Genomic DNA, 25159 nt, shown 5'->3' with positions numbered 1-25159 from the left:
ATTCAATGGACGTCTCATTCTTCGTAATGAAATCATCACATCATTTCTTGAGCAGCTGTTCTGTCTTTTATTTGCTCAGCTGCCAAACGTTTAAAATCCTCAACAGACATTTGCTTTGAAGTCTTTTCTCCGTGCTGTCTCATATTTAGTGTGTTGTCTTGCATTTCTGTATCGCCAATGACAGCGATATAAGGGATTTTTTGCATTTGTGCTTCTCTCATTTTATAGCCAAGTTTTTCATCACGCTCATCGATTATTGCTCTTATTCCGATACTTCTTAATTGCTGCTGCACCTTTAAGCAGTGATCAAGGTGAATAGTTGAGACTGGGATGATTTGTACTTGTACTGGTGCTAGCCATAATGGAAAGACACCCGCAAAATGCTCAATTAGAATGCCAAGGAAACGATCTAGAGAACCAAAAATGGCGCTGTGAATCACAACTGGCCGTACCTTTTCATTTTTTTCATTGATATATGTTAAATCAAATTTCTCAGGCATTTGAAAATCCAGCTGAATTGTGGCGCACTGATGGCTCCGCTGCAGGGCATCTTTAATATGAAAATCGATCTTCGGGCCATAAAATGCCCCATCTCCTTCATTTAGCTGGTAGTCGACCATTAGACGATCAAGCACATTTTTTAGTGCTGTTTCGGATATTTCCCAAATGGCATCATCCCCTAAGGCTTTTTCTGGACGAGTGGATAGCTCGACGGAATACTCAAACCCAAATATCCGATACACATGATCAACTAATTGGAAAATCCGTTTGATTTCAGCTTCGATTTGATCTTCTCTTAAAAAAATGTGAGCATCATCTTGGCAAAATGTCCTGACCCTGAACAATCCATTTAACGCTCCGCTAAATTCATGACGATGCACCTGACCAAACTCAGCCATTCTGATCGGGAGGTCTCTGTATGAATATAAGCTGTTTTTGAACATGAGCATATGCCCTGGACAGTTCATCGGTTTTAAAGCAAAACTTGTATGGTCTACTTCTGAGAAATACATATTTTCATGATAATGATCCCAATGCCCTGACTTTTCCCAAAGCTCTTGGTTCATCATAAACGGTGTACTCACTTCTTCGTATTGCGCTTTTCCTCGCACTTCTCTTGAAAAGGCCATTAATTCATTTCTGACAATCTGACCTTTTGGTAAATAAAACGGCATGCCTGGCGCTTCTTCTGAAAACATAAAGAGGGATAACTGTTTCCCTAATTTCCGGTGATCACGTTTATTTGCTTCTTCCATGAAATGAAGATAATCAGCTAGATGATTTGGATGCTGAAACGCTACACCATACACTCGCTGCAAGACATCCTGATTGCTATCTCCCCGCCAATAAGCCCCTGCAACACGTGTTAGTTTAAATGCCTTTAAGTACCCTGTAGAAGGTACATGCGGCCCGCGGCATAAATCTACAAATTCTCCATGCTGATAAACTGTGATGGCTTCTTGAGAGGGCAGATCTTTTAAAATATCCAGCTTATATGGATCATGTGCAAACAGCGCTTCTGCTTCTTTGTAAGAGACCTCTTTTCTTTGGATAGGATGATTCTCATTTATGATATTTTTCATCTCTTTTTCAATTTCTGCTAAATCCTCTACGCTTAATGTTTGATCGAGCTTCATATCATAGTAAAATCCATTTTCAATGACAGGTCCGATTCCTAGTGTGACATTGTCATATAACCTTTTCACAGCCTGGGCTAATACGTGTGCAGATGTATGGCGCAGCACTTCAATCCCTTCTTTTGAATCAAGTGTGACAATAGACAGCCCAGCATCGCTGTTTAGCTTTTCACTTAAATCAACCATTTGATCATTGACCTTTCCCGCCACTGCTTTTTTTCTTAAGCTCGGACTAATATGGGAGGCAACATCTGCAACAGTCGTACCTGCGGGAAACTCCTTTATCTTTCCATCTGGAAATTGAATCTTCACCATGTTTTCTCTCATAACTGACACACCTTTCCTATTTTTTGAAATAAAAAAAACACACCCATCCCTCATAGAGGGACGAATGTGTAATCCGTGGTTCCACCCAAATTCCCATAACGCGTATTCGCTTTATGGCTCTGGTGCCGTAACGCGGCATTGACGGTATTGGATACTGCAATTTTCCCCAATACAGCTCAAAGGTGGTAAGACAGCTTTTCTGCGTTAGGAAGATTTCAGCGTGACTTCCCTCTCTGGTAACCGATAAAAGCTGCTCATGTCCTTTTCAAAGCAATGATCCTATATGAGTGTACAAAAAAACACACCCATCTCTCATAGAGGGACGAATGTGTGATCCGTGGTTCCACCCAAATTCCCATAATGCGTATTCGCTTTATGGCTCTGGTGCCGTAACGTGGCGTAAACGATATTGGATACTGTAATTTCCCCAATACAGCTCAAAGGTGGTAAGACAACTTTTCTGTGTTAGGAAGATTTCAGCGTGACTTCCCTCTCTGATAACCAGTAAAAATGGCTCATGTCCTTTTCTTCGCTTTTAATTTCTCCATATCTTACATGATGATAATGGATGATGTAAAGGATTATTTTGTGCAGTGATAACAAAATTCATTCTTTAAATGTAATATTGTGTGTATTCACTTGGGCTGTATTCAATTTGAAACGCAGGAGATAAGACTCGTTTCACTTCTTCAGTGATTCGCTCTCCTTCTTGATTGAACTTTCTTTCCATGTCTACACCATTTGGCAGCAAATCATCGGTTTCTTCGTCAAACCAGCGGCCATACTGTATATTCCAATTCCATAACTTTGAGAAAAGGGTATCACTCATTGGTACATCATCTCTTTCTAAATGACATTGACAATGCCCGCAATGAAAAGGTTCACCACCGTAATCTCCTTCAATTTTCACAAAAGGATGATCCTTAAACTCTCGACAGCACACCCATTTTTTGAAGTTCTGACCGAACTCTGTCAGTTTAATCGAGTAATAACGCATGGAAGTTCGTTTTCCTTTCATGTCAAACATCCCTTGATCAATTAATGTCTTCAATCGATATTCAATAAAATCATCACCGATATACTGATCTAAATGACCAATGACTTCTCCTATTAAGCGTGGAGTGACGATATACTCCTCTTCTGGCGCGGACTGATGAAGCCGCTTAGCCATTTTCACTAAATAAGCATCAAATTCATCTTCTGACACACTGATCACTTGTCCTTTTTGCCATATCCGCAGCGTATGATTTTCTTTAGCAAGTGAAAGCCATTCGTTTTGTAATCTTTCTCTCTCTTCTTTTGTCACTGGGTGAATATGCTCTTTACTCTCATACAAAATTTTAAATTTTTCAGATGCGATTTCTCCGGAATGTCGAAGGATCATTCTTCTTGTATTCGTATTGAACAGCTGATCAAATGCTGTCGTTATATTGATTACAGACAATTCAACCCTTTTCTCTTTTAATAAATAGACGGCATATCGCAAGCCAATTTGCTCATGTGCATTACTGCCTGTCCAGATGAGTATACGACTGCCAGCTTTTATTTCTTTTATTTGCTGAAGCATTCTATGCTGATCGTTGACCATGTCATCAAAATAGCCAAATTCATTTGACATCACGTTACGCAGCCACTCTATACGGTTCGCTTGTCCTTCATGTTCGTGTAAATGTAGAAGTGGCCCAATTGAATAAATATCATCAAAAGAGATGACATCATCTATTTGATTTTGCTTCATTTCACGTATTGCTTGTTTTAAACTACCGGTAGCTGCCGCCCCAAATATGATATGTATCATCATCCGTCTCCCTTTATCTTACATTTTATTTCATCTTCACCTATTCATGGTTCTTGCGTCAATTCTATTGAGTCAATTTCATTCAAAAGTATGACAATGCGATGATCAGGTATTTACAGAAGTAATAAAGCAGAAATGAAGAGATAAGAATTTTTATAAAAAAAGCCCACGAAATGGGCAAAGGAACTACCCTAAATAAGTAGTTCCCACAATACAAAACTAAATTTGTATGTTCACTAGTGAAATCGTTCATGTTACCTTACTTGCTCCATCACCTTCAAACTCTTCTGCTGAGAGATTCGATCAAACGCCACCATCAGAATGGTCATGAGTAAAGCGAGAAGAACCGTTCCAGCGCTGATCCAGCTGAGGTTCAATATAGATGTCCTGCTCAATACAAGCCCTCCTAACCCCGAGCCTAAAGCAAATCCAAATTGAATAAATGATGTATTGACACTTAATGCGATATCAGGAGATTTTGGTACAAGTGTGACAAGATATAGCTGCTGAGCTGGCGATGTGCTCCATGTAGCAATCATCCATATCATGATCACCGCCACCATGACCACGAGATTCCCTGTCACAAATGCTAGCAGCATAAGCATGATGATTTGTAGAACAATTCCGGAGAAAATCGTGAATATTGGGCCTTTTTTATCTGCTGCTATCCCTCCAAGACTGGAGCCCAAAAAGCTGCATATTCCCGCTAGCAATAAAATGACGCTGATTTCTGTGATGCTAAGGTTTGCTGATTCTTGCAGGAAGGGCGTTAAATAGGTAAATAAAGTGGAATATCCCCCAACATAGAATAGCGTCACTGCCACTGCCAGCAAAATTCTCTTATCTTTTAAAATTGATAACTGCATACCTAGCGTCACCGGTTCTTGTTCTTTCATAGAAGGGATGCGCCTATATACAACAATCAGCGGAATGAGCGTGATCAATCCAATGGCTGCAAATAATGCTTTCCATCCAATCATGCTGCTTAGAAATGTCCCGATTGGCACACCTAAAACCAAGGAACTGCTTAATCCCATTAAAATGATGCCAATGGCTGTTCCTCTTTTTTCTCGCTCGACAAGACGAGTAGCCACAGCCATTGCCACCACAATGGCCGTCCCTCCACTAATTCCTTGTAAAATCCTTGTCATCAGCACCATTTCAAACGAATGGCTGACACTTGTGAGGATATTACTTAAAGTAAAAATGATCAGCATCCATGATAATATTTTTCTGCGGTCGATATTGATGGTTAGTGCAATGACAATCGGTGCGCCGATTGCTGCTGAGAGCGCTAAGGATGTGACCAATAAACCAGCAGCTGATGTCGTGACCTGTAAATCATCTGCGACCATTTGAATAATCCCTGTAATGATATATTCGATTGTTCCGATTAAGAAGGCTGCTAAAGCAAGTAAATAAACAACGGCTTTATTTTTCATCGTGACGTTTCTCCTTTGGGCAATGTTTACGATTTGACTTCATTTTTTATAGGAATTTGAATTTCAATGAGTCTTCCTTCTTCATTTTCAGACAATGGGTAATAAATCTCTCTGCCCGGCTGATCTTCTTTCACACGGTATCCGTTATTTTCGATCCATGTCGCCAGGTCAACACAAGCAGTTTGTGCAAATGGAGAATCTGAATGAAATAATAGTGTCGCCATGGTTTCTTCAGCTGGTAACGTGCGCATCGTAATTCCCTGAGGAAGAGAGCCCAACGCTTTAGCGGAATACCCAACCTCAAATTCGAACTCACTTTCTTTAGCAAGTGATTCCCTCCACAGCACGATTTGTGGCTCCGAGTTCAATTCTTGCGGATGTTTTTGTAGCAAATGATGAAACGTTTCAAAGAATGATGGGATTTCGTCAACAGTTCCGTTGGATTGAAAAGACATGATGTGTTTGCTTTCAACCGATTTGATGATGACCTCTTGTTCTTTTTCCACACACCCCTCTCGTTTGATGAGGTGCATCCGCTCCTTAATACGGGATAATTTCTGCTGTTCTCTCTCGATCAATTGCTGAATCTCACTCTCTTTCAAGAGAAACATGCCCTGAATCTGCTCAACAGAAATATCTTCACGAAGAAGCTGACTCATTTGCTTTAACGTAAAGCCTAATTCCTTGTACAGAAAAATTCGATTAACCTCAAGCAGCTGCTCAGCTGAATAATACCGGTATCCCGAATCTTGATCGATCTGTTTAGGTTTTAATAAATCGATTTGGTCATAATACCTTAAGGTTTTGACAGGGACTTTACTTAACATAGAAAAATCGCCAATCTTGAACATCCTGATCTCCTCCGTTTTGTTGATCTGATCAAAGTATAAACCTTTCAGTTAAGGGGAAAGTCAATAGAAGATTTTCATTTGCATAATCATTTGATGAAGTTGAATAAATTTTTCAAAAGCGCAAAAAGCCTAGATTTCTCTAAAATCTAGGCTTTGCCCATTATCCTAAAATTTTTTCTAACAATCCCATCTGCTCAACAATCTTCATATCATTCATAAATCGTTCCAAACTTACTTTATTCTCTTTTTGTAAGTCTGTTGAATAACCTAAGCATATATTAAAAATACGATCTAACCTTTCTCCGTCTCCACTATAAAAATAATTCGTCACTACTCCATTATTTTCACTTGCAAGAACCACAACTGTAGCCATCTCTAATACATATTCTATATCTTCTTTAGAAATCGTTCGATCTTTTTTCTTAGCACTCATGAATTCATGACTATGAATAGAACGAATCCTACCTTCAAGTAAATTGAGTATAGACTTCTTATAAATGACATACACACTGTGAATATGACTTTTATCAGGACAATAGGGATCTTGTAAAATGAATTTTATACGCTCATCTTCTTTTTCAATTTTTATTGCATCAAGATCATATAATAAAATTTGATCAATTTCTTCTATTTTCATAGGAGGAAAAGTATCGGCTGCATCTGTTTTATTTTTCATATGATCACTCCAATAATTGAAATAAACCGCTCTTAGTCCAAACAATCTAATCTTTCAAGACACTTCAACATGTTTCCACTTTTAAAGAAATTGAATATGGCTCCCTCACTAAATCGCTCAGCTCTCAAAGCCCCCATGATGAGAGCAAGTACACACTGCGCATTTAAATTTGAGATGTCCACATGCTCCATATCGTTCGTTCCCCAATCAATTCCATTTTCTGAGAGGATTTCACTATAGCGGGTAAGTTCCATTTCTTGATGCTGTTCTGCAAAGGTATAGACATCTTCAATAAAGCGTTGGACCGTTTCGGAATAATTCACAAAGGGCATCTGGATTGGGCGTTCAGCTGTTCCATCATTTTTTTGATCGATCACCCATTCTCCGATATGGTCCTCGTGAAGCATCGGTATGTATTTTGTCAGTATTTCAAATTGACTCATCGTTATCCTCCTCTATTTTATGAACTTGATTTACTCAGTTGATAAAAAAATCCGTGATCATCCTACCAGTTAGCCACCAGTATTCAAATCACGGACTGTTTATTCACTTCACTTTTTACACTCTTACCATTGATACAACTGTCTCCACATGCGCGGTATGCGGGAACATATCAACTGGCTGCATGTATTCGATTTTGTAGTCTTTTGACATGTATTCAAGGTCTTTTGCTAGTGTGGATGGGTTGCAAGAGACGTAGACAAAGCGTTTTGGTTTGACTTGTTTGACGGTGTCTAAGAAGGTGCGCTCGCAGCCTGTTCTTGGCGGGTCGACGACGATGACGTCAGGACGGAAGCCTTCTTTGACCCATTTTGGCAGCCAATGTTCAGCTGTTCCTGTCACATAGGTCGCGTTTTTCATGCCGTGTTTTTTGGCATTTTTCTTAGCATCATCAATTGATTCTTTGATAACATCCATTCCTCTTACTTCTTTTGCGCCATCTGAGAGCCACATCCCAATGGTTCCAACGCCGCAATACGCATCGACAACCTTTTCTTTGCCAGTCAGTTTGGCCGCTTTTTTCGCTTCATCATAAAGCTTTAGCGTCTGCTTCGGATTCAATTGGAAGAAAGCACGTGCACTTAGTTCGAAAGAGACGTCTCCTAAAAATTCTTGGATGACCATATTGCCAGCTAGGTGAGATGTTTTATGGCCGAAGATGACTGATGTTTTTTCGCCATTGATATTATGCATAATGGACGTCACTTCAGGCAGACGTTTTTGAATGGCTTCGGCAATTTCTTTTTTCTTTGGAAATTCAGGTTTTGATGTGACAAGAACGACCTGTACTTCCCCTGTTTCAAAGCCGACACGCACGACAATCGAACGCACGTCGCCTTTTCTTGTCCGTTCATTGTAAACAGATACGCCGAACTTCTCTAAAATTTTGCGAACAACACCCGTTGTTTTGTTCGTTTTTGGATGCTGCACGATACATTCCTTGATCGGTACAAGCTTATGAGAATTCAGTCCGTAAAGTCCTGCAATGATGTCTCCGCTGTGAGAACGTCCTACTTGGAACTGACTTTTGTTTCGGTAATGCCACGGGTCTTCCATGCCGATCGTTGGCCTGATATCAAGCTTTTCAACCGATAGCTTTGTATGGCGCTCCATTGATTGAATGACAATATCACGCTTTTCATTTAGCTGCTGCTCATACGCCAAATGCTGAAGCTGACAGCCGCCGCACTCTTCGTATACTGGGCATGGCGGTTTGACTCGATGCTCAGAGCGCTTTCGCACTTTCCTGACCGTACCTTCTGCATATTTTGCTTGGACATTCGTTGCTTCAACCACCACTTCCTCACCTGGAAGCGCGCCTGGGACAAAGACCACTTGTTTTTTAAAATAACCGACCCCTTCTCCATTAATGCCAAGGCGTTTAATGGTAAGCGGGAACTGCTGTCCCTTTTGCAAAAGGGCACCTTGCTGTTTTTCTTTCACTTTATTCTCTCCGTTCTATTTAAACCATTGATAGGTTGTCTTCATTTTATTCCATCTCCTTAGTATATCACGTCTTGGACAAAGAGAGAAAATGCCTTTCATTTATTTATCTGTCTCAATGCTTCTCCATAAATATAAAGAAGCGTAGCTTAAATATGGGGTCCATTCCTTGCTTAGCGCTACCATCTCTTCTTTTGTCGGCTTTTCAGGCAGGTCGAAGTGCCGTTTGATTGCATTTTGAATGCCGATATCTGCCATTGGAAAGAGATTTGGTCTTCCAAGCCCATTCATGAGCACATTTTGAACCGTCCAAGGTCCAATCCCTCTAATCGGAAGCAGACGCTCTTCTACCTCCAGATCAGATAAATCGTGTAATTCCTCTAAACAAAGTGAGCCGCTCACAATTCGTTTCGATACATCGATGACATATTCTGCTTTTCGTTGACTAAATTGAAGCTTTCTCAAATCATCTGTTTCAAGAGAAGCGATGGTTTCTGGTAAAGGATCAAACCAAACACCTTCTATTTGCTCACCGTACGTATGGACAAATCGTTTCGTGAGCTCGTAAGCAAACGAAAGATTCAGCTGCTGATGAATGATGCATTTCATGAAACAATGATATAAATGAAAATCCAGCATGAGCGGCGTTCCGATATGCTCCTTAAAAATGGGCGCTAGATTGGTTTGAGAAAAGTGGTCTTGAATCATGTGTAATTGATGCTCCATGCCAAATATCCGTTTCACCTCAGAAAGAAGGGGTTCCTCTGGGCCGTTTGATCGCACCCGGAACATAGGCGCATCTATTGTTCCAGTAGCTTGAACGATGACCACATACGGTTTTTGCTCCAATCTGATCGGCACTTTGATTTCTCTTTGACTCAAATCGACTGCTTTTAATGGATCACTTGATAAGCGTCTAAGCACTTGATCGAAATGATACGGCGGCTCTATCACCAGCTGTTTTTCCCACATACATGTCCTCTTCCTTTCTGCCAACATACGCAGATGTAATTGTTTCATTTTGCATGAATGATTCTCTTTATTGAATACTTTTTAACATAAAGAGTACAAGAATTTATCAGTTATATCTTCCTTATTTGTGGTCATTCTCCTTTTGGATAGAAGAAAGTTTTTAGTCGAATTCAGCTAACATTCGACAGCAATCTTCAACATTTTAGGATCATTTTCCTTAAATTAGAAATAGAACCTCTGGGTGATATCTTCCTCCCTGAATATATTTGTATAATTATGACATATCAAGGAGGTGAACAAAGGAATTAGCGGATTAGGCAATCATTTGTTTTATCTTGCAAGAACATATTTACCTCATTGATAACCGGCTTCACCTAGTTTCACATTTTACAAAAAAGAAGACCCAAAATTAAAAAACAAAGGAGATCCGACCAATGAAAAAAACCATTCTTTCTGTTGCACTTGCCACTGCTGTTTCTTCGACACTGCCATTATTCGCTGACGCTGCTGAGCCAAAAACTTCAGCACCTGTTTCTACTACACTTCAGCAAACTGTCTTAAACAAAGCTGCTGCTGAAGGTAAAGCTGGCACTACAGCTAGCCCTAATGTTAACGTAAACTTTGATGTTCTTGGGATTGCCAATGCCATTGTAAACGCAGTAAACGCAAATGCAAACCGTTCTGGATTCGTGAAAAGCGTCATGGAAAGCACATTCTACGCTGCTGGCGGCAGATATAATGTCATGGTCTTTAACCTAAGCCAGAACTACGAAGACCGTTTTAACGGCGTCAAAACTTTCGCTACTGCTAATCTTGGTAATGTTGTTTACGGAATTTGGGTATTCGAAAGTGGTACATTTAAAAACAACGGCGATGGCGGCTGGGATAACTGGGCGTTTAGAGGCTGGTTTGACCGTCAAGATAAATTCGTTACGTTCCATCGTCCTTAATTCTCAGTTTTATCCATCAATCATACACGCACATTTAACCGATCTCTTTCTGAGATCGGCTTTTTTATGTAGAAAACGTATAAGTTCACCGGCGCTGCTTCATGATATAATGCAAGTCTGGAGGGGTGCACATGCTGAGAAAACTTGCAGTGACAAAAAACGGCGACTTGATTGAACATGCAACAATGCAGCAGCTTTCAAGCCCCGAAATCGCCTGGTATTGGATTGATTTTCATGCACCAACGGAAAAGGAAGCAGCGCTTTTGAAGGAATATTTTCAGTTCCATCCGCTTGCGATTGAGGATTGCTTCCATTATTTGCAGCGGCCGAAGCTTGATTTTTATGAGGGGTATTTATTTTTCGTGCTGCATGCCCTTAATCAAAAAACGCTGCGTTCTGAGGAAGTTGATCTGTTTGTTGGTGAAAACTATATCGTGACCTTTCATTTAAAGGAAGCGCCATACATTGAGCGTGTCATTCGAAAGCTCAAGGGGTCTGATAAAGAAAGAAACAGCGGACCTGAGCATATTGCCTACATGCTGATTGATCAGCTTGTTGATGATTATTTCCCTATTATTTATCAAATAGAGGACAGGCTGAATGAAATTGAGGATGAAGAAGGTCATAAAACGTATGGCACGTTGATGAACGAAGTATTCGGAATCCGATCCGATTTGCTCAAACTGCGAAGAACGATTATCCCGATGAGGGACCTTTTATATCGTATTGTGAACACAAATACGATGAAAAGCGATACAAACCGCCAAGCGTATTTTAATGATATTTACGATCATCTTTTGAAACTAACAGAGATCGTTGAGTCGAACCGGGACATGACAGCGGATTTACGAGACAGCTATCAGACGCTGAATTCCAACCGGATGAATGCGATTATGATGACATTGACCATTGTGTCGACCATTTTTATTCCACTGACCTTTATTGTTGGGGTGTACGGAATGAACTTTGACAACATGCCTGAATTACATTGGAAATACGGCTATTTTGGCGTGCTGATTTTCATGGGGCTGCTCGTCTCGGGAATGCTTTTATGGTTTAAACATAAAGGGTGGTTTAGGATTTTTAAATAATGTTTTGAGAGAAGTGCTTGGGAGGAAAATCATATGGAAAACTGGATTCCACTGAAAGACAAAGAATTAAAATTCGCCTGGAAGACTTTTGCGCGAGAGTTCAAATTTAAACCAAGCATCTCTCGCTTTCCCGCTTTTCAAGCACCCTCTCCTTACATCACATATGACATCTCTGCGTATTTTGAGGACTCTTCTCTTCTACATGCAGATGAAGATCTTGAAAAAAAGGCACTGCTCTCTTTTCAGGAGAATATCACCGGAACAGACGAATATATGCTGGCACTTGATTGGCAGCACGAATGCTACTGGATCACACCATATGGCTCGTTTGAAAAAGATGAATTTGGAGAATGGAAAGTTCCTGTTCTCCCTAATGGGGATTACTATTTCTTTTTATCAAAAGAAATGAATTGGGGCCTGCTAGGACATCCTTGGGAGCAAAGCATCACAATTTTCGGCGAGGGCCTGATTGACTCTTTTTCACGTCATCACCCTCTTTTGTTTCAGCGTAAAATCAGAGAGGGATAATCAAAAAGCCTGCAGGTCTTCTGCAGGCTTCTTTCTATAGCTGAGGCAGATGCCATACTTTTTCAAGCATGAGATCGTCTAGGCTTTTAAAGGAATATCCTTGTTTTTTCAGAGCGGTGATGGCATCATCCAGCGCTTCGGCATTGTCTCTTGAGACGGTATGAAGTAAGTAAATGGCACCTGGGTGCGCCTGCTTCATCATTTGATCATAAGCATACTGTTTTCCTTTTTGATGATGGATATGCCAGTCTACAAACGCTACTGACCAGAAAACAGTTTGGTAGCCGAGCTGTTTCGTTTCTTTTAGTACCCTTTCACTGAACACACCGCGCGGCGGACGAAGATAGAGGTTATCTTGTTTTCCTGTGATTTTGTACACAGCTTCATTGACACGGTCCAGTTCTTCTTTGATTTCTTTCGTACTTTTTGTTGTTAAATCTGGATGATGATAGGAATGGTTGCCAATGATATGACCTTCTTGTGCCATACGTTTGACAAGCCCGGGCTGGTCCTTTACAAAATGACCTGTCACAAAAAAGGTGCCTGGTACTTGATGTTTTTTCAGCACGTCTAAAATCTTGGGTGTGTACCCATTTTCATAGCCGTTGTCGAAGGTAAAATAAATCTCTTTCTTTTTCGTGTTACCTAAATAGAAGGCATCATACTTTTTTAAGAGTGCCGTCAATTCTTTGCCCGCATCCGGCGGCCTGTGCTCTTTGCTTTTCGCAAATCCCCAGTGGATGGGCTTATTAGACACGGCTCCTGCTTCTGAAAGAGGCATGGAAACAAAAAGCGCACATAAACAGATCAGCATGAATTTTTTCATTTACGTCACTTCCCGGTTTTTCTTCTATTGTGCAGAATAAGACCGAGACTCATACACCGATTCACCTGCCAATTTAAAGAAAAAAGCCCGCATTGCGCGAGCTATTCTTCCTTCCAATCATTTTTAAACCGTTCATATTTCGCTTCCAGGTCGTCAATCATCTGGATCAGTCTGTCTATATCCTCAACGTCTGTTGATTCGGGATCTAATGAATCAATCACATTCATAAACATATCTAATCGGTTCTTTAAATAATCAACCTGCTGCTCTTTGCTGTCTGCTGCCTTGCCCATCGATACACTCCCTTTAGCGTTTGTTTATAGCTTATCTTTTTTTCCCTTGTAAATCAATTGTGTCCCTCTTGCGTATAACCGTGATGAGGCTTAAAATTAACTGTTGGCGGGTCTACGTTTGCCCGAATGAAAAGGAGATAGATACCATGAACCAAAAAACAGCACTTCGTCCGATCACACCTGCATACGACCCTTGGGAAGCCTATCTCGATGTGCAGGATTACGGAGAAATGAAGCTGACAAATATTGAATTTACGACAACAACGCTCTGTAACATGAGATGTGAGCATTGTGCGGTCGGCTATACCTTACAGCCTAAAGACCCGAATGCGCTGCCGATCGATTTGTTACTCCGACGTTTAGATGAAGTTCCGCTCCTGCGCTCACTCAGTATTACAGGCGGAGAGCCTATGCTTTCTCTTAAATCTGTACGGGAATATGTCGTCCCTTTATTAAAGTATGCCCATGAACGCGGCGTGCGTACACAAATCAATTCAAATTTAACCCTTGATTTGGCGCGCTATGAAGAAATTATTCCATACTTAGACGTCCTTCACATTTCACATAACTGGGGCACTGTTGAAGAGTTTGCAACAGTCGGTTTTGCTATGATGGATCGTAAACCAACCTTTGAGCAGCGCGAGAAATTATTTAACCGCATGATTGAAAATAGTCAGGCACTTGTCAAAGCGGGCGTAACTGTATCCGCTGAAACTATGCTGAATAAGCGCACGCTTCCATATATTGAGCACATCCACCGGCAGATCGTCGAGGAGATGAAATGCCAGCGCCACGAAGTTCACCCGATGTACCCAAGTGATTTCGCCAGCGCCCTTGAATCATTGACGCTTCCGCAAATGCGGGATGCGATTCATCAGCTGCTTGATATTCGTGATCAAAACACATGGATGCTGTTTGGCACCCTGCCATTTTATTCATGCAGCACAGATGAAGAAGACCAGCGTCTCCTTAATCGATTGCGCCAGGAGAAAAATGTCACAGTACGAAATGACCCTGACGGCCGTTCGCGGTTGAATGTGAATATTTTTGATGGGAATATTATTGTGACAGACTTTGGCGATACACCGCCGCTTGGAAACATTGCAACTGATACATTGCAATCAGCCTATACACGCTGGATGGACACGAAATTAGCAAAAGAGCTGAATTGTCATTGCCCAAGCGTGCAGTGCCTCGGTCCGAATGTTCTAGTGAAAAACAGCTATTATCAAGATGTTGATTTTACTTCTCGAACAGCCAGGGGGTAATCGATAGATGGACGATACATTTCTGACAGTGGTCAAAAACAAATACATTGAAATTCTCCTTGTTGGGCTCGTTCTTTGGCTTGCTGTCTTTATGATCAACAAAGCCCTTCAAATTTTCTTTAAACGAACTGAGTTTATAGAGAATAAAAAGAAGAAAACGATCGAGAGCTTGGTCAAATCGGTCACGAAATACACCGCTTCGATTTGCTTTGTGCTCTATGTCATTTCTCTTTTCTTTCATGACTTTGGGAAAATTCTTGCGGGTGCTGGTGTCGCTGGGATCGTCATCGGTTTTGGCGCCCAGACGCTCATTCGTGATATTTTAGCAGGCATTTTTCTCATCTATGAACGCCAGATTCATAAAGGGGATTATGTGACGGTGAATAACCTCTTTAATGGAACCATTGAAGAGATTGGTCTCCGCTCTCTGCAAATTAGAGAATGGAGCGGCAAGCTGTTAACCATTTCTAACGGGGATATCAGGCAAATCCAAAACTATAACATGCAATATATGCGGATTACGGAATCTGTGTTAATTAGCGCGAATCAAAACCCAGATATCGCCTTCCAAGCACTTGAATCAGCATGTGACAATTTAAATCAAATGCATCATGATTTACTTAAAAAAGATGAATTCCAAAATGCCATTGAACCCTTTCAAGTTCATGGAATTATGGGCTTGAATAAGCTGAATCGCGGGATTGAAATCACAGTTAAGGGAATGGTCGAAGACGAAAAATACTTCGAAGCCGCTCTCGCTGTGCGAAAAGAAATGATTAAGCAACTTCATCAGCATGATGTCAAATTGCTTGAAGATCTCGCTTATCCCCAGCCTGCAAAATAACCTCATTCTATATGGGGTTATTTTTTTATTTGTATTTTGTTAACCGGTTAATTATAATGTTATTTAGTTAATCAGTTAATAATAGAGAGGATGTATGGAATGACAAAAACAGAAGCAATTTCTTTCATCAAGGAGATGTATCAAGAGGTGTTAACCAAGTTCGATACAAAAAAGGTGGAGGCTTATTTTTCTCCTGACTATCAGCAAGTGACCGATGGGAAGGTGTCCACGCTTAATGAGTTTAAAAAACATCTATCCACATTAAAAGAAATGACAACACAGCTTGCGATCCCCGCCTTTCATGATGTGTTATTTGATGAAGAAACGCAGCAAGCGTGTTTTCGTTACACGGTACATGTTGACCTCGCAAACGGAGACGGAGGTTTAATAGATGTCACAGCTCTTTTCACCTTATCAGATGGCAGGATCATTCGGTGCGACGAGCTGACTCGGGCTCACGAAAAACATGAAATGCTTGAACAGCTGGGGCACATCAGCTAACAATTCTCTTCATTTCAGCCCTCTTACTTCTATCCTCTTGACTGATTCATGTATAATAGATAGCAGAATGATTTCATGCAGCATGGGGACCCTCATACTGTGTATTTTCTAATTGAAAGAGAGTGAATAAGATGGGTCGTAAGTGGAACAACATTAAAGAAAAGAAAGCATCAAAGGATGCCAGTACAAGTCGTATTTACGCAAAATTCGGGCGTGAAATCTATGTGGCTGCCAAACAAGGTGAGCCAAACCCAGAATCAAACCAAGCACTTCGTTTTGTCCTAGAACGTGCAAAAACATATAGTGTCCCAAAACATATTGTGGACCGTGCCATTGAAAAAGCCAAAGGCGGTGCGGAAGAGAACTTCGATGAGCTGCGCTACGAAGGATTTGGTCCAAACGGATCAATGGTCATCGTTGATGCCCTCACCAATAACGTGAACCGTACAGCTTCAGATGTTCGAGCAGCATTTGGGAAAAACGGCGGAAACATGGGCGTAAGCGGCTCTGTTGCTTACATGTTTGACGAAACAGCTGTCATCGGTGTCGAAGGGAAAAGCGAAGAAGAAACACTTGAGCTTTTAATGGAAGCAGATGTTGATGTACGTGACATCATGGAAGAAGATGAAACGGTGATTGTGTACGCTGAACCAGATCAATTCCATCAAGTACAAGAAGCATTCAAACAAGCCGGTGTTGAAGAATTCACTGTCGCTGAAATCACAATGCTACCGCAAAACGAAGTGACGTTAGATGATGAATCTAAAGCACAATTTGAAAAGCTGATCGATGTATTAGAAGAGCTTGAAGACGTGCAGCAGGTTTATCATAATGTGGATTTAGGGGAATAAAAAAATTAAGCCATAGTAGTCGTTGAGTTCATTCAACTTCTACTATGGCTTTTTTATTTTCTCAATAAAATGTAATATATGTATAATGTGTTAATGTCTACAATTTTCAAGGAGATGAGTTTCATTTTTAAAACATGGTGGTTTTCTTATTATGGATTTATGATCATCCCTTATCTTGGCCTATGTCTTATTTTCAACGACTTACCGATATTGACTAAAGTTATCTTCTTTCTTTTTATCATTTGGTATTTATATAACGCCTTTGACTTTTACAAAAATGAACTAAAAAGAAAAAAAGAGAAACCCTATTAGCAAAAAACAGTCATCTCCTCTGTTGATAAGAGGAGATGACTGTTTTAATTCATCCCTTGAAACCCAAACGTCAGGTGATCCTGAACAGGTATCCAAGCGCCGATTCCTTGTGAGGTCACGTTTTTTACGACGAGTTTGCGTTTATTTCCTTTTAGCACAAGGTACACTTCTCCGTAAGTAATCTTACCTTTTTCGTTAATCGCTGGTGCATAGGCATGAAGCGATGCTGCTTTTTTTGGAGAGACATGGTAAGACTGATCTCGTTTAGTTCCTGCACCAATTACGGTGTCAAACGCGAGGGGCAGCTTTGTTTTTTGAATTGCTTTTTGCATCATCAATGTTTTCACATCTTCTGGGCTTGGCACTTTTGCTGTGAGTCCGCCGCTTACTTTCACTTGCTGCTTTTGAACGTATTTTCCAATGGCTGTTTTATTGCCGCCTCTGTTATCAATATGGTTCGTATTCACCTTTTTGTATTCCCAATTGGCGACTGTTTCGTTTGAATCGTAGCTCAGTGCCCATCTCCCAAGGAAAATGGTCGCGCGGTATCCAACTGCTAATGGCGTCCCTGAAATGCTGGATTCATTCAGCATTTTAATCAAATGAGTATTCTCAATCGGGACACTTGTTGTTTTGAACAATTCAGCCGTCAGCTCGCTCGGCTGGAGCAGCGGCTGATCCTGTGACGCGTTCGGATAAGTATTCTCCTTTGAAATACTTGCGACAGAGGATGGCACTTTAAATGGCTTTGCCGCCTCCGCTGGAAAGCTGTATAGAAAACTTAAGGATAAGAGAACAACAAACATGATGCGGGGCATCTTTTTCATATCATCACTCTTTCTCATTCATTTTTCCATAGTATTTTCCCGAAAGACGTCCCTTATCCACAAAAGATTATAAAAGGAAAAATCCAATCGCCATAATAAAATAGGCAGCGAGTAATGTGGCGCCTTCAAACCAGTTTGTATCACCATCATTTGATAAAATGACCGTGAGCAGCACAGAGGATGCCATCGCAATGAGCTCTGGCAAGGAGAAAATGAGCGGCATCTGCTTATCAAAAAATAGCGAGCTGATGACAAGAATCGGCGCAACCATCATGGCAACCTGAAGTGTGGAGCCAAAGGCGATTTCTACTGCTACATCCATTTTGTTTTTATACGCCATGATGACAGCTGAGGCATGTTCTGCTGCGTTGCCGACGATGGCCACAATAATGACACCGATAAACAGCTCACTCCAGCCAAATTGTTCTCCTACCGTATCAAATGTATGAACAAGGCGCTCTGAAATGTACGCAACTGCGATTGTCGAAAGCAGCAAAATGACAGTGGCAAACTTTCCAGACCATTCAGGTGTTTCTTCTTCCGTCTCTGCTTCGCCTTCCATGCTCTCCTGCTTGGCAACATACACCCCGCGGTGGCTGACCAGTTTGAAATAGAGCGCCGCGACATAAAGCAAAATCATCACAATACTGATCCCAATGCTTAAAACAAACTGTTTATTCTCTGCCATCTCCATCGAAAATACTTCTGGAATGACAAACGCTACAATAATAGCAAACATGAGCAAGCCTGAATTGTGCCTTGCATCATGGACATTGAATACTTGGCGCTTATATTTTAATCCGCCAACGAAAAAAGACAAGCCAGCCACAAGCAGTAAATTTCCGATGACCGATCCTGTTAATGATGCAAGTACGATGGCCGTCAGTCCTTGCTTTAAAGCAAAAAACGAAATGATTAACTCCACCGCATTTCCAAATGTAGCGTTTAAAAGTCCACCAATTCTGGGCCCCGCAATGATGGCAAGACTTTCTGTGGCTCTTCCCATAAAACTAGCAAGACCAATAATGGCGATACAATAAACGGCAAACATGACGACCTGCGGGAAATGAAGAAAACTGCCAAGCACCGATAGCGGAACACCGATTGCGACAATCACAAGAAATAAACGATTCATACAGCCATTCTCCTTTACATATGTCTGACTGTTATTCTTTCGTGAGTGCCGGCATCATATACATTTTAGATTCGCGCGTGTGAGAAGGTGATATCAATACTTCCTTTCACGGACTGCACCATAGAGCAATGCTTCAATGCAAGGGTGATCACTTTATCGATTTGTTCATCAGATGTATTAATGTCTTCAAATAAGATATGTAAATGAATGCAGGAAATCTTGTTTACAGCTCCTGCCCTTGTCGTTTCAGGTGTGATCGTCAGCCCTTTATAGGATATTCGCTTTTTACGGCACACATGAATGAGCATTTCTCCAAAGCAGCCTGCAATGGCTGAGGTGAACAATTGAGATGGACGGTACCCCATTTCTTCTGTTCCTGAAATAGGCAGCTGCCTGTCCTCATTATGTGCGATCCAATGATCCTTTTCGTATGTCAGCTTCATTCCTTTTCCACCTTTCTATTGAAACCCCTATGGTTCCATTGTACGATGAAAGCATGAACTTGTAAGGAGCATCTTATGTCGAGAATTCACTTTATGATTTTAATTTTACTTGTATCCGTGTCTGGTTTTTCACAGGGTGCATTACTTCCTGTCATTTCCATTATTTTCGAACATGCCGGTACATCTCCTACGTTAAACGGCCTGCATGCCACAGGCTTATATCTCGGTGTGCTGCTTGCGTCTCCTTTTATGGAAGCACCGCTTCGCCGGTTTGGATTTAAGCCGTTAATCGTCATTGGAGGCGCCGCTGTTTTTTTAAGCTTGTTTAGCTTTGTGTTTTTTGAATCTTATGTCGTCTGGTTTTTCCTCCGGCTTATGATCGGGATTGGTGACCATATGCTGCATTTCTCTACACAGACGTGGGTGACCTATGCTTCATCTTCGAGAAATCGCGGAAGAAACATTTCACTGTATGGATTATCGTTTGGACTCGGTTTTGCCGCCGGCCCTTTTTTAACGCCGCTCATTGAGATCAATCCAGCTTTGCCTTTTATTGTTTCTGGTGCCGTTAGTTTATGTATTTGGCTGCTTGTGTTTGTTTTAAAAAATACATATCCAGATACGGGCGAAGTGCAAACGTCAGAGCAGACAAACAGTTTGAAGCGCTTCAAAAAGGCCTTTCAATTTGGCTGGGTCGCCTTTATGATGCCATTTTGCTATGGATTTTTAGAAACGACGCTTAATAGTAACTTCCCTGTATATGCGCTAAGAAGCGGTGTGACAGTAGAGGCAGTTGCGTTTATTTTACCTGCGTTTGCCATTGGGAGCATTGTCTTTCAGCTTCCTCTTGGGATGCTCAGTGACCGGTTTGGCAGACGCCGCATCATTTTATGTGTGACACTCGCTGGATCATTCTTTTTCCTTTTAGCAGGGATCTTCATTCAATCCGTTTTGGCTGTCGCCATCTGTTTCTTTATCGCTGGAATGGCTGTAGGCTCTACCTTCTCACTTGGCATCAGTTATATGACCGACTTATTGCCAAAGCATCTGCTTCCCGCCGGGAACTTGATGTGCGGGATGGCGTTTAGTGCCGGCAGTATTCTCGGGCCGGTACTCGGAGGATTCTTTGTGCAAACGTTTGAAGGAATGAATTTACTTTACCTTGTCAGTATCGTGATATTATTTGTGTTTTGCTGCGTTCGGTTTGGGAGAACGACGGCAGTGCTGGAAAGTCCCAATGAATCCATTTCTAATTAAAAAACTCCCCTGCATCGCAGAGGAGTTTTTTCATTTAATGATAACCATTTTGCCCGTTCGCACTGCCGCTTGTTTTGTGCTTTGGCTGATGGCCTTTGTTTTGTTTCGTGTTGCTTCCGCCTTTTTTCGATTGTTTGGACATATGTGATTCCCCCATCCATCAAGATTGAACATGTTCGTTCTTCTTTAGGATGCCCAGATTTCTTCACACCTTGCCTGGTACGATTTTACGCTTATGTAAAAGCGCATTGAGCTCGCCGCCAAGGATAATCATGATGCCGGTTAAATAGAACCAGATCATTAAAATAATGATTCCCCCAATACTTCCGTACATCGCGCTGTAATTAGCAAACTCGCCTACGTAAAATGAGAACAGCATGCTCACCAAAATCCATCCAATCGATGCAAAAATGGCGCCTGGCAGGACAAATTTCAATTTCAGTCTGATGTTTGGGGCGAAATAGTACAAGGCTGTAAACACAATCAATAATATCAGCGGGCTAATGATCCACCTCATGGCCGTCCAAATGGTGAGAAAGGCATCTGACTGCCCAACTAATTTAGCGACAAATAAGCCAAGTTCTTTTCCAAAGACAGGTAGCATTAAAGCAAAAATAATCGTAAGAACCATCGCTATGGTTAAGATGATTGATGTTAAACGTACGAGAATGAAGGAACGATTTTCCTCAACTTCGTAAGCATGGTTAAATGCTCTGACGACGGCATTAATCCCGTTAGATGCAGACCAAAGGGCGGCAATAATCCCGAATGACAACAATCCGCCGTTGCGGCTGTTCAGTGTCTCTTCGGCGATGGATTCAATCATCGAAAGCGCTCCTTCTGGCGCATAACCAGAGATGACGCTCAGGACATCCTTCGACGTCAGCGGCAAATATCCAACGAGTGTCAGCACGAAGATGAGAAACGGAAATAATGAAAGCAAAAAGAAGTAAGCAAGCTCAGCAGATTTTGCTGGTCCTTCATGCAGCAAAAAGCGTTCAATTAACGCTTTAATAAAACCCATACGCCTCATCTCCAATGATCAATCTTTCTATTTCGATCGAAAGTGATCCTTTGTTTCTTCAATAATCTCTAATACTTTTGGGGTTGTTTCCTTTAACTGATTGACTTGTTCATTTAAAAATGACAAATCATCTGAGACTGTTCGCATCAGCTGCTTCGTTTCTTCCATTTTTTCTTTCACGCAAGCAGAAATTCTAGCTGGCTCCTGACGGTATTCCGCCAGCTTTTCCTGACAGTCATCCCATTTGTCTTTAAGCGCAATTCTCGTTGGCCGATGAAATAATGTCAGCAGTGCGCCGCAAGCTGCTCCTATCACAGCTCCTCGAAGCATGATTTGATTTTTCTCTTCCATCTCGTCTGATCTCCTTTCAGTTAAAGGTGTTTCTCTTTCTTTACATACGTCAAAAAACGATCAATTCCTGTTTCAATTAAATCATGTACTTCCTCAAAGTTTCCAGTGTAATAAGGGTCTGGCACATCATCTCGATCATCGTCTTCAACAAAGTCAAGAAGACGGCCAATAAAGTGATGTTTCCCATAACCGGCTATACTGCGAAGTGCCCCTACATTTTCAGCATCCATCGCAATGATATAGTCGTATGCTGTGATGTCCTCATCTATGATTTGTCTTGCGGACATCCCTTCATAGCTGATCCCTTTTTCATCAAGCAGCTTTCGTGTTCCTTCATGCGGAGGACTGCCTTGATGCCAGCCGCCAATGCCTGCTGAATCAATGACAAAGTGCTCGCTTAGTCCTTCATCTTCTACTCGTTTTCTAAACATGGCCTCTGCCATCGGTGACCTACAAATATTGCCAAGACATACGAATAATACATGAATCATCCTTCATTCTCCTCCTATCTTTTCCCTAGAAACTGCTTTCGAAAACCTTTTCTCTATCATATCAAGCCCTTTTTCTTTTGAAAACTTTGCAAGAAAAACTCCCATCGGCATTGACACATTATACAAAAAAAGGGGACACTTTAGGAGAATTGCACAAATAAAGGGGGATACATATGGGATGGGTAGAACAGATTGTCAGCAATATTAATGATGTATTATGGGGACCGCCGCTTTTGTTTTTGATCGTGGGGACTGGGATTTACCTTACCTTTCGCGTACTCTTTATTCAAATTAGGCTGCTCCCCTATTCGCTGAAGCTTGCATTTTCAAAGCAAGACAAGACATCAGAAGGTGATATTTCTCACTTCCAAGCATTAATGACAGCTCTTGCTGCAACGGTTGGAACGGGAAATATTGTAGGGGTCGCCTCTGCTGTCATTGCCGGCGGACCAGGCGCTGTGTTTTGGATGTGGTTTGCAGCGTTCTTTGGAATGGCGACAAAATATGCTGAAGCTGTTCTCGCAGTGAAATACCGTGTCAAAAATGAAAAAGGTGAAATGTCCGGCGGGCCAATGTACTATTTGGAGCATGGCTTGAAGCAAAAATGGCTAGGGGTGCTGTTTGCTATTTTTGGTGCTGCGGCTGCCTTTGGAATTGGGAATCTCGTGCAGTCAAATTCGATTTCTGGTGTCATGAATTCAACCTTTCAGATTCCAACATGGATCACAGGCATTATTATTACGGCCTTTACTGCGCTCGTGATTTTAGGCGGGATTAAAAGCATTGGCCGGGTGACGGCTATTTTTGTACCAGTCATGGCTTTATTCTACGTCATTTGCGGGCTGATCATTCTTGTCATGAATGCGGATCTTGTCCCAAGTGCAGTCGGGCTCATTTTTACGGATGCATTTACAGGTCAAGCCGTTGCAGGTGGCGCGATCGGTACCGTAATCCGCTGGGGTGTGGCGAGAGGGGTATTTTCCAATGAAGCAGGTCTTGGTTCTGCACCAATCGCTGCTGCTGCTGCCAAAACAGATATGCCTGCTCGTCAAGCGCTTGTGTCAATGACGCAAGTATTTATTGATACGATGATTGTTTGTTCCATAACCGGGATCACAATTGTCATGGCCGATATGTACGTCACAGAAAAAAGTGATGCACTCACCTCGTTATCCTTTGCTCATTTCCTTGGACCAATCGGCTCAATCATTGTTGCAATCGGCTTACTTTTATTCGCTTATTCCACCATTATTGGCTGGTCCTATTACGGTGAAAAATGCTTTACATATTTGGCAAAAGATTCGTATGTGATGTATTATCGTGTTGTGTTTGTTATTGCTGTCTTTTTCGGTGCCGTGTTTAAGAATGATTTCGTCTGGGGCGTGGCGGATATGCTAAACGGACTGATGGCTGTTCCGAACTTAATCGGCCTTATCGGTTTATCAGGAGTTGTCGTGTTTGAATCTAAACGAATCATTGATAAGATCAAGCAGGAGAAAAAGGAGAAAAACATCTCCGTGTCGTCTTAATAGCCCTTTTATTCTTTTGCATTTCTGTTAAAATAGACATGTTATTCAACACATATGCAGGAAAGGACGTGCCGCCCTTGTCAGAGCAAAAAGCGGCTGAAGTCAATCAGCTGATTGAAGACATTTCGCAAAAGTTAAATATGCTGAACATTGGAGTCATCAAAGCCGAGGACTTCAGTCCAGACAAGTACGAAGATATTGAATTTCTACACCAAATGGTGATGAAAAAATCTTCATTCAGCCCAAGTGAAATGCAAGCCATCGCAAGCGAACTAAAAAACTTAAGAAAATAATCGTGCAAAGGAAACCAGATTGCGGTTTACGCCGCTTTCTTCCATCCATGCACAGAAAAAGCCAGCACCCCGCAAGGTGCTGGCTTTATTTATCCTGTCAAAAACTGCTTATTTTGCGAGCAGTTTTAATGATTCACGGTTAAATGCTGGAATGTCATCAGGTGTACGGCTTGTCACAAGCTGATCCTGACAAACAACAACTTCTTCATCTTTGAATTTGGCGCCTGCGTTTTCCATATCTACTTGAATGGATGTATAGCCAGTCGCGCCTCTGCCTTCCAGCGTCTTCGCTGTAATGAGCAATTGCGGTCCGTGACAGATCGCAAATACTGGTTTTTTCTCGTCCATAAATGCTCTTGTGAATTGGACATAGCGATCATCTGCACGCAGAATGTCTGGTGAGAAACCGCCAGGAATCAGTAGTGCATCGAAGTCTTCAGGCTTCACGTTATCAATGGACGCATCCACTCTCACTTCTGCTTCTCCTTGCTTCCCTTTCACTGTTTTACCTTTTTCGTTTTCAATTACTGTGATCTCATGGCCTGCATCTTTAAAGGCTTTTGCAGGCTCGGTGAATTCAACATCCTCAAAGTAATCTGTTAATACAACTGCAATTTTCTTACCCATGTAGAAACCCTCCTGCTTGATTATCGTTTACACTACACACTATACCCGGGTACATTGAAATCAAACATCCT

General features: G+C 41.5%; 27 protein-coding genes and 2 other annotated features. Of the genes, 10 read left to right on the top strand and 17 right to left on the bottom strand.

Translation table 11 applies throughout. From position 1 onward, the window contains the following. Positions 1-35: 35 nt before the first annotated feature. From thrS to NSQ72_RS03870, 8 genes are all read right to left on the bottom strand, one after another. Positions 36-1964 (bottom strand): threonine--tRNA ligase, encoded by a 1929-nt coding sequence (gene thrS / locus NSQ72_RS03905; protein WP_341083333.1) that lies wholly within the window; start codon positions 1962-1964, stop codon positions 36-38. A gap of 53 nt (positions 1965-2017) precedes the next feature. Continuing rightward, positions 2018-2242: a binding site (T-box leader), on the bottom strand. A 37-nt stretch (positions 2243-2279) separates the two neighbouring features. After that, positions 2280-2503 (bottom strand) — a binding site (T-box leader). A gap of 74 nt (positions 2504-2577) precedes the next feature. Then, positions 2578-3762 (bottom strand): DUF1835 domain-containing protein, encoded by a 1185-nt coding sequence (locus NSQ72_RS03900; protein WP_341083332.1) that lies wholly within the window; start codon positions 3760-3762, stop codon positions 2578-2580. 254 nt (positions 3763-4016) lie between these two features. Next, positions 4017-5204, bottom strand: a complete 1188-nt coding sequence (locus NSQ72_RS03895; protein WP_341083330.1) for an MFS transporter — start codon at positions 5202-5204, stop codon at positions 4017-4019. 26 nt (positions 5205-5230) lie between these two features. Then, positions 5231-6055, bottom strand: coding sequence for a MerR family transcriptional regulator (locus tag NSQ72_RS03890; RefSeq protein ID WP_341083329.1), 825 nt, complete (start codon positions 6053-6055; stop codon positions 5231-5233). A 160-nt stretch (positions 6056-6215) separates the two neighbouring features. Further along, positions 6216-6731, bottom strand: a complete 516-nt coding sequence (locus tag NSQ72_RS03885) for a hypothetical protein (RefSeq protein WP_059377686.1) — start codon at positions 6729-6731, stop codon at positions 6216-6218. Positions 6732-6763: 32 nt separating this feature from the next. Beyond that, entirely contained in the window at positions 6764-7174 is a 411-nt protein-coding gene (locus NSQ72_RS03880) for a DUF6508 domain-containing protein (protein WP_341083327.1), read from the bottom strand. A gap of 115 nt (positions 7175-7289) precedes the next feature. After that, positions 7290-8675, bottom strand: coding sequence for a 23S rRNA (uracil(1939)-C(5))-methyltransferase RlmD (gene rlmD, locus NSQ72_RS03875; protein ID WP_039177177.1), 1386 nt, complete (start codon positions 8673-8675; stop codon positions 7290-7292). Positions 8676-8777: 102 nt separating this feature from the next. Beyond that, positions 8778-9647 (bottom strand): DNA-3-methyladenine glycosylase family protein, encoded by an 870-nt coding sequence (locus tag NSQ72_RS03870; RefSeq protein WP_039177175.1) that lies wholly within the window; start codon positions 9645-9647, stop codon positions 8778-8780. Between the two features lie 434 nt (positions 9648-10081). Here NSQ72_RS03870 and NSQ72_RS03865 point away from each other — a divergent pair, with 434 nt between their 5' ends. The 3 genes from NSQ72_RS03865 (at position 10082) to NSQ72_RS03855 (ending at position 12216) form a co-directional block, all read left to right on the top strand. Next, the gene (locus NSQ72_RS03865; protein WP_039177173.1) at positions 10082-10597 is read left to right on the top strand and encodes a hypothetical protein; all 516 of its coding nucleotides are present in this window, start codon (positions 10082-10084) and stop codon (positions 10595-10597) included. A 131-nt stretch (positions 10598-10728) separates the two neighbouring features. After that, on the top strand, positions 10729-11688 hold the full coding sequence (gene corA / locus NSQ72_RS03860) for a magnesium/cobalt transporter CorA (protein ID WP_039177170.1): 960 nt from the start codon (positions 10729-10731) through the stop codon (positions 11686-11688). A gap of 33 nt (positions 11689-11721) precedes the next feature. Then, a complete protein-coding gene (locus NSQ72_RS03855; protein WP_144495510.1) occupies positions 11722-12216 on the top strand; it encodes a DUF2716 domain-containing protein in 495 nt (164 codons plus the stop codon). Positions 12217-12250: 34 nt separating this feature from the next. On the opposite strand, the gene pdaA is transcribed toward NSQ72_RS03855, so the two are convergent. Together pdaA and NSQ72_RS03845 are read right to left on the bottom strand one after the other, a co-directional pair. After that, on the bottom strand, positions 12251-13042 hold the full coding sequence (pdaA, locus tag NSQ72_RS03850) for a delta-lactam-biosynthetic de-N-acetylase (RefSeq protein ID WP_064497731.1): 792 nt from the start codon (positions 13040-13042) through the stop codon (positions 12251-12253). Positions 13043-13143: 101 nt separating this feature from the next. Continuing rightward, positions 13144-13335: an SE1561 family protein gene (locus NSQ72_RS03845; protein WP_012009274.1), complete on the bottom strand. Its 192-nt coding sequence runs from the start codon at positions 13333-13335 to the stop codon at positions 13144-13146. A gap of 146 nt (positions 13336-13481) precedes the next feature. Here NSQ72_RS03845 and yfkAB point away from each other — a divergent pair, with 146 nt between their 5' ends. The 4 genes from yfkAB to NSQ72_RS03825 all read left to right on the top strand — a co-directional run bounded on the left by yfkAB (position 13482) and on the right by NSQ72_RS03825 (position 16799). Next, on the top strand, positions 13482-14603 hold the full coding sequence (gene yfkAB, locus NSQ72_RS03840; RefSeq protein WP_041106321.1) for a radical SAM/CxCxxxxC motif protein YfkAB: 1122 nt from the start codon (positions 13482-13484) through the stop codon (positions 14601-14603). 7 nt (positions 14604-14610) lie between these two features. Beyond that, complete coding sequence (locus NSQ72_RS03835) at positions 14611-15447, top strand: mechanosensitive ion channel family protein (protein ID WP_341083325.1); 837 nt, start codon at positions 14611-14613, stop codon at positions 15445-15447. Positions 15448-15546: 99 nt separating this feature from the next. Continuing rightward, positions 15547-15948: a nuclear transport factor 2 family protein gene (locus NSQ72_RS03830; RefSeq protein ID WP_106025881.1), complete on the top strand. Its 402-nt coding sequence runs from the start codon at positions 15547-15549 to the stop codon at positions 15946-15948. A 131-nt stretch (positions 15949-16079) separates the two neighbouring features. Next, the gene (locus NSQ72_RS03825) at positions 16080-16799 is read left to right on the top strand and encodes a YebC/PmpR family DNA-binding transcriptional regulator (RefSeq protein ID WP_024425262.1); all 720 of its coding nucleotides are present in this window, start codon (positions 16080-16082) and stop codon (positions 16797-16799) included. Between the two features lie 356 nt (positions 16800-17155). Here the strand turns inward: NSQ72_RS03825 and NSQ72_RS03820 are convergent, their stop codons facing one another. From NSQ72_RS03820 to NSQ72_RS03810, 3 genes are all read right to left on the bottom strand, one after another. Beyond that, on the bottom strand, positions 17156-17938 hold the full coding sequence (locus tag NSQ72_RS03820; RefSeq protein WP_445285736.1) for a YfkD family protein: 783 nt from the start codon (positions 17936-17938) through the stop codon (positions 17156-17158). A gap of 67 nt (positions 17939-18005) precedes the next feature. Further along, a complete protein-coding gene (gene cax / locus NSQ72_RS03815) occupies positions 18006-19073 on the bottom strand; it encodes a calcium/proton exchanger (RefSeq protein ID WP_039177158.1) in 1068 nt (355 codons plus the stop codon). Between the two features lie 65 nt (positions 19074-19138). Continuing rightward, positions 19139-19516: an OsmC family protein gene (locus NSQ72_RS03810; protein ID WP_144626185.1), complete on the bottom strand. Its 378-nt coding sequence runs from the start codon at positions 19514-19516 to the stop codon at positions 19139-19141. 75 nt (positions 19517-19591) lie between these two features. Between NSQ72_RS03810 and NSQ72_RS03805 the strand changes: the two genes are divergently transcribed. Next, positions 19592-20773: an MFS transporter gene (locus tag NSQ72_RS03805; RefSeq protein ID WP_341083323.1), complete on the top strand. Its 1182-nt coding sequence runs from the start codon at positions 19592-19594 to the stop codon at positions 20771-20773. A 205-nt stretch (positions 20774-20978) separates the two neighbouring features. Here NSQ72_RS03805 and NSQ72_RS03800 read toward each other — a convergent pair whose 3' ends face one another. From NSQ72_RS03800 to NSQ72_RS03790, 3 genes are read right to left on the bottom strand one after another with little or no spacing between them, the layout of a single operon-like run. Further along, complete coding sequence (locus NSQ72_RS03800; protein WP_039177150.1) at positions 20979-21797, bottom strand: YihY/virulence factor BrkB family protein; 819 nt, start codon at positions 21795-21797, stop codon at positions 20979-20981. 27 nt (positions 21798-21824) lie between these two features. Next, positions 21825-22148, bottom strand: coding sequence for a YtxH domain-containing protein (locus tag NSQ72_RS03795; RefSeq protein WP_039177147.1), 324 nt, complete (start codon positions 22146-22148; stop codon positions 21825-21827). Positions 22149-22168: 20 nt separating this feature from the next. Further along, positions 22169-22639: a low molecular weight protein-tyrosine-phosphatase gene (locus tag NSQ72_RS03790; RefSeq protein WP_024425850.1), complete on the bottom strand. Its 471-nt coding sequence runs from the start codon at positions 22637-22639 to the stop codon at positions 22169-22171. Between the two features lie 173 nt (positions 22640-22812). Here NSQ72_RS03790 and NSQ72_RS03785 point away from each other — a divergent pair, with 173 nt between their 5' ends. Then, positions 22813-24168 carry an alanine/glycine:cation symporter family protein gene (locus tag NSQ72_RS03785; RefSeq protein WP_039177145.1) on the top strand — a complete coding sequence of 452 codons (1356 nt, stop codon included), beginning with the start codon at positions 22813-22815 and terminating at the stop codon, positions 24166-24168. 77 nt (positions 24169-24245) lie between these two features. Continuing rightward, positions 24246-24461, top strand: coding sequence for a DUF1128 domain-containing protein (locus NSQ72_RS03780; protein WP_003214000.1), 216 nt, complete (start codon positions 24246-24248; stop codon positions 24459-24461). Positions 24462-24569: 108 nt separating this feature from the next. On the opposite strand, the gene NSQ72_RS03775 is transcribed toward NSQ72_RS03780, so the two are convergent. Beyond that, the gene (locus NSQ72_RS03775) at positions 24570-25088 is read right to left on the bottom strand and encodes a type 1 glutamine amidotransferase domain-containing protein (RefSeq protein WP_024425275.1); all 519 of its coding nucleotides are present in this window, start codon (positions 25086-25088) and stop codon (positions 24570-24572) included. Between the last annotated feature and the right edge of the window lie 71 nt (positions 25089-25159).

The organism is Bacillus sp. FSL R5-0659 (assembly GCF_038008785.1).
In the GTDB taxonomy this organism is placed as follows: Bacteria; Bacillota; Bacilli; order Bacillales; family Bacillaceae; genus Bacillus; species Bacillus safensis.
Note: the sequence above shows the minus strand (reverse complement) of the source record. Positions and strands in the feature narration are given on the sequence as shown.

Bases quoted from the DNA above. Each gene is read 5' to 3' on its own strand.
- NSQ72_RS03845 (WP_012009274.1), bottom strand. From the start codon at position 13,335: ATGGGCAAGGCAGCAGACAGCAAAGAGCAGCAGGTTGATTATTTAAAG.
- NSQ72_RS03885 (WP_059377686.1), bottom strand. From the start codon at position 6,731: ATGAAAAATAAAACAGATGCAGCCGATACTTTTCCTCCTATGAAAATA.
- yfkAB (WP_041106321.1), top strand. From the start codon at position 13,482: ATGAACCAAAAAACAGCACTTCGTCCGATCACACCTGCATACGACCCT.
- NSQ72_RS03820 (WP_445285736.1), bottom strand. From the start codon at position 17,938: ATGAAAAAGATGCCCCGCATCATGTTTGTTGTTCTCTTATCCTTAAGT.
- NSQ72_RS03795 (WP_039177147.1), bottom strand. From the start codon at position 22,148: ATGGAAGAGAAAAATCAAATCATGCTTCGAGGAGCTGTGATAGGAGCA.
- cax (WP_039177158.1), bottom strand. From the start codon at position 19,073: ATGAATCGTTTATTTCTTGTGATTGTCGCAATCGGTGTTCCGCTATCG.
- NSQ72_RS03805 (WP_341083323.1), top strand. From the start codon at position 19,592: ATGTCGAGAATTCACTTTATGATTTTAATTTTACTTGTATCCGTGTCT.
- NSQ72_RS03785 (WP_039177145.1), top strand. From the start codon at position 22,813: ATGGGATGGGTAGAACAGATTGTCAGCAATATTAATGATGTATTATGG.
- NSQ72_RS03830 (WP_106025881.1), top strand. From the start codon at position 15,547: ATGACAAAAACAGAAGCAATTTCTTTCATCAAGGAGATGTATCAAGAG.
- NSQ72_RS03790 (WP_024425850.1), bottom strand. From the start codon at position 22,639: ATGATTCATGTATTATTCGTATGTCTTGGCAATATTTGTAGGTCACCG.
- corA (WP_039177170.1), top strand. From the start codon at position 10,729: ATGCTGAGAAAACTTGCAGTGACAAAAAACGGCGACTTGATTGAACAT.
- pdaA (WP_064497731.1), bottom strand. From the start codon at position 13,042: ATGAAAAAATTCATGCTGATCTGTTTATGTGCGCTTTTTGTTTCCATG.
- NSQ72_RS03825 (WP_024425262.1), top strand. From the start codon at position 16,080: ATGGGTCGTAAGTGGAACAACATTAAAGAAAAGAAAGCATCAAAGGAT.
- NSQ72_RS03775 (WP_024425275.1), bottom strand. From the start codon at position 25,088: ATGGGTAAGAAAATTGCAGTTGTATTAACAGATTACTTTGAGGATGTT.
- thrS (WP_341083333.1), bottom strand. From the start codon at position 1,964: ATGAGAGAAAACATGGTGAAGATTCAATTTCCAGATGGAAAGATAAAG.
- NSQ72_RS03855 (WP_144495510.1), top strand. From the start codon at position 11,722: ATGGAAAACTGGATTCCACTGAAAGACAAAGAATTAAAATTCGCCTGG.
- NSQ72_RS03865 (WP_039177173.1), top strand. From the start codon at position 10,082: ATGAAAAAAACCATTCTTTCTGTTGCACTTGCCACTGCTGTTTCTTCG.
- NSQ72_RS03880 (WP_341083327.1), bottom strand. From the start codon at position 7,174: ATGAGTCAATTTGAAATACTGACAAAATACATACCGATGCTTCACGAG.
- NSQ72_RS03870 (WP_039177175.1), bottom strand. From the start codon at position 9,647: ATGTGGGAAAAACAGCTGGTGATAGAGCCGCCGTATCATTTCGATCAA.
- NSQ72_RS03900 (WP_341083332.1), bottom strand. From the start codon at position 3,762: ATGATACATATCATATTTGGGGCGGCAGCTACCGGTAGTTTAAAACAA.
- NSQ72_RS03835 (WP_341083325.1), top strand. From the start codon at position 14,611: ATGGACGATACATTTCTGACAGTGGTCAAAAACAAATACATTGAAATT.
- NSQ72_RS03810 (WP_144626185.1), bottom strand. From the start codon at position 19,516: ATGAAGCTGACATACGAAAAGGATCATTGGATCGCACATAATGAGGAC.
- NSQ72_RS03800 (WP_039177150.1), bottom strand. From the start codon at position 21,797: ATGGGTTTTATTAAAGCGTTAATTGAACGCTTTTTGCTGCATGAAGGA.
- NSQ72_RS03890 (WP_341083329.1), bottom strand. From the start codon at position 6,055: ATGTTCAAGATTGGCGATTTTTCTATGTTAAGTAAAGTCCCTGTCAAA.
- NSQ72_RS03895 (WP_341083330.1), bottom strand. From the start codon at position 5,204: ATGAAAAATAAAGCCGTTGTTTATTTACTTGCTTTAGCAGCCTTCTTA.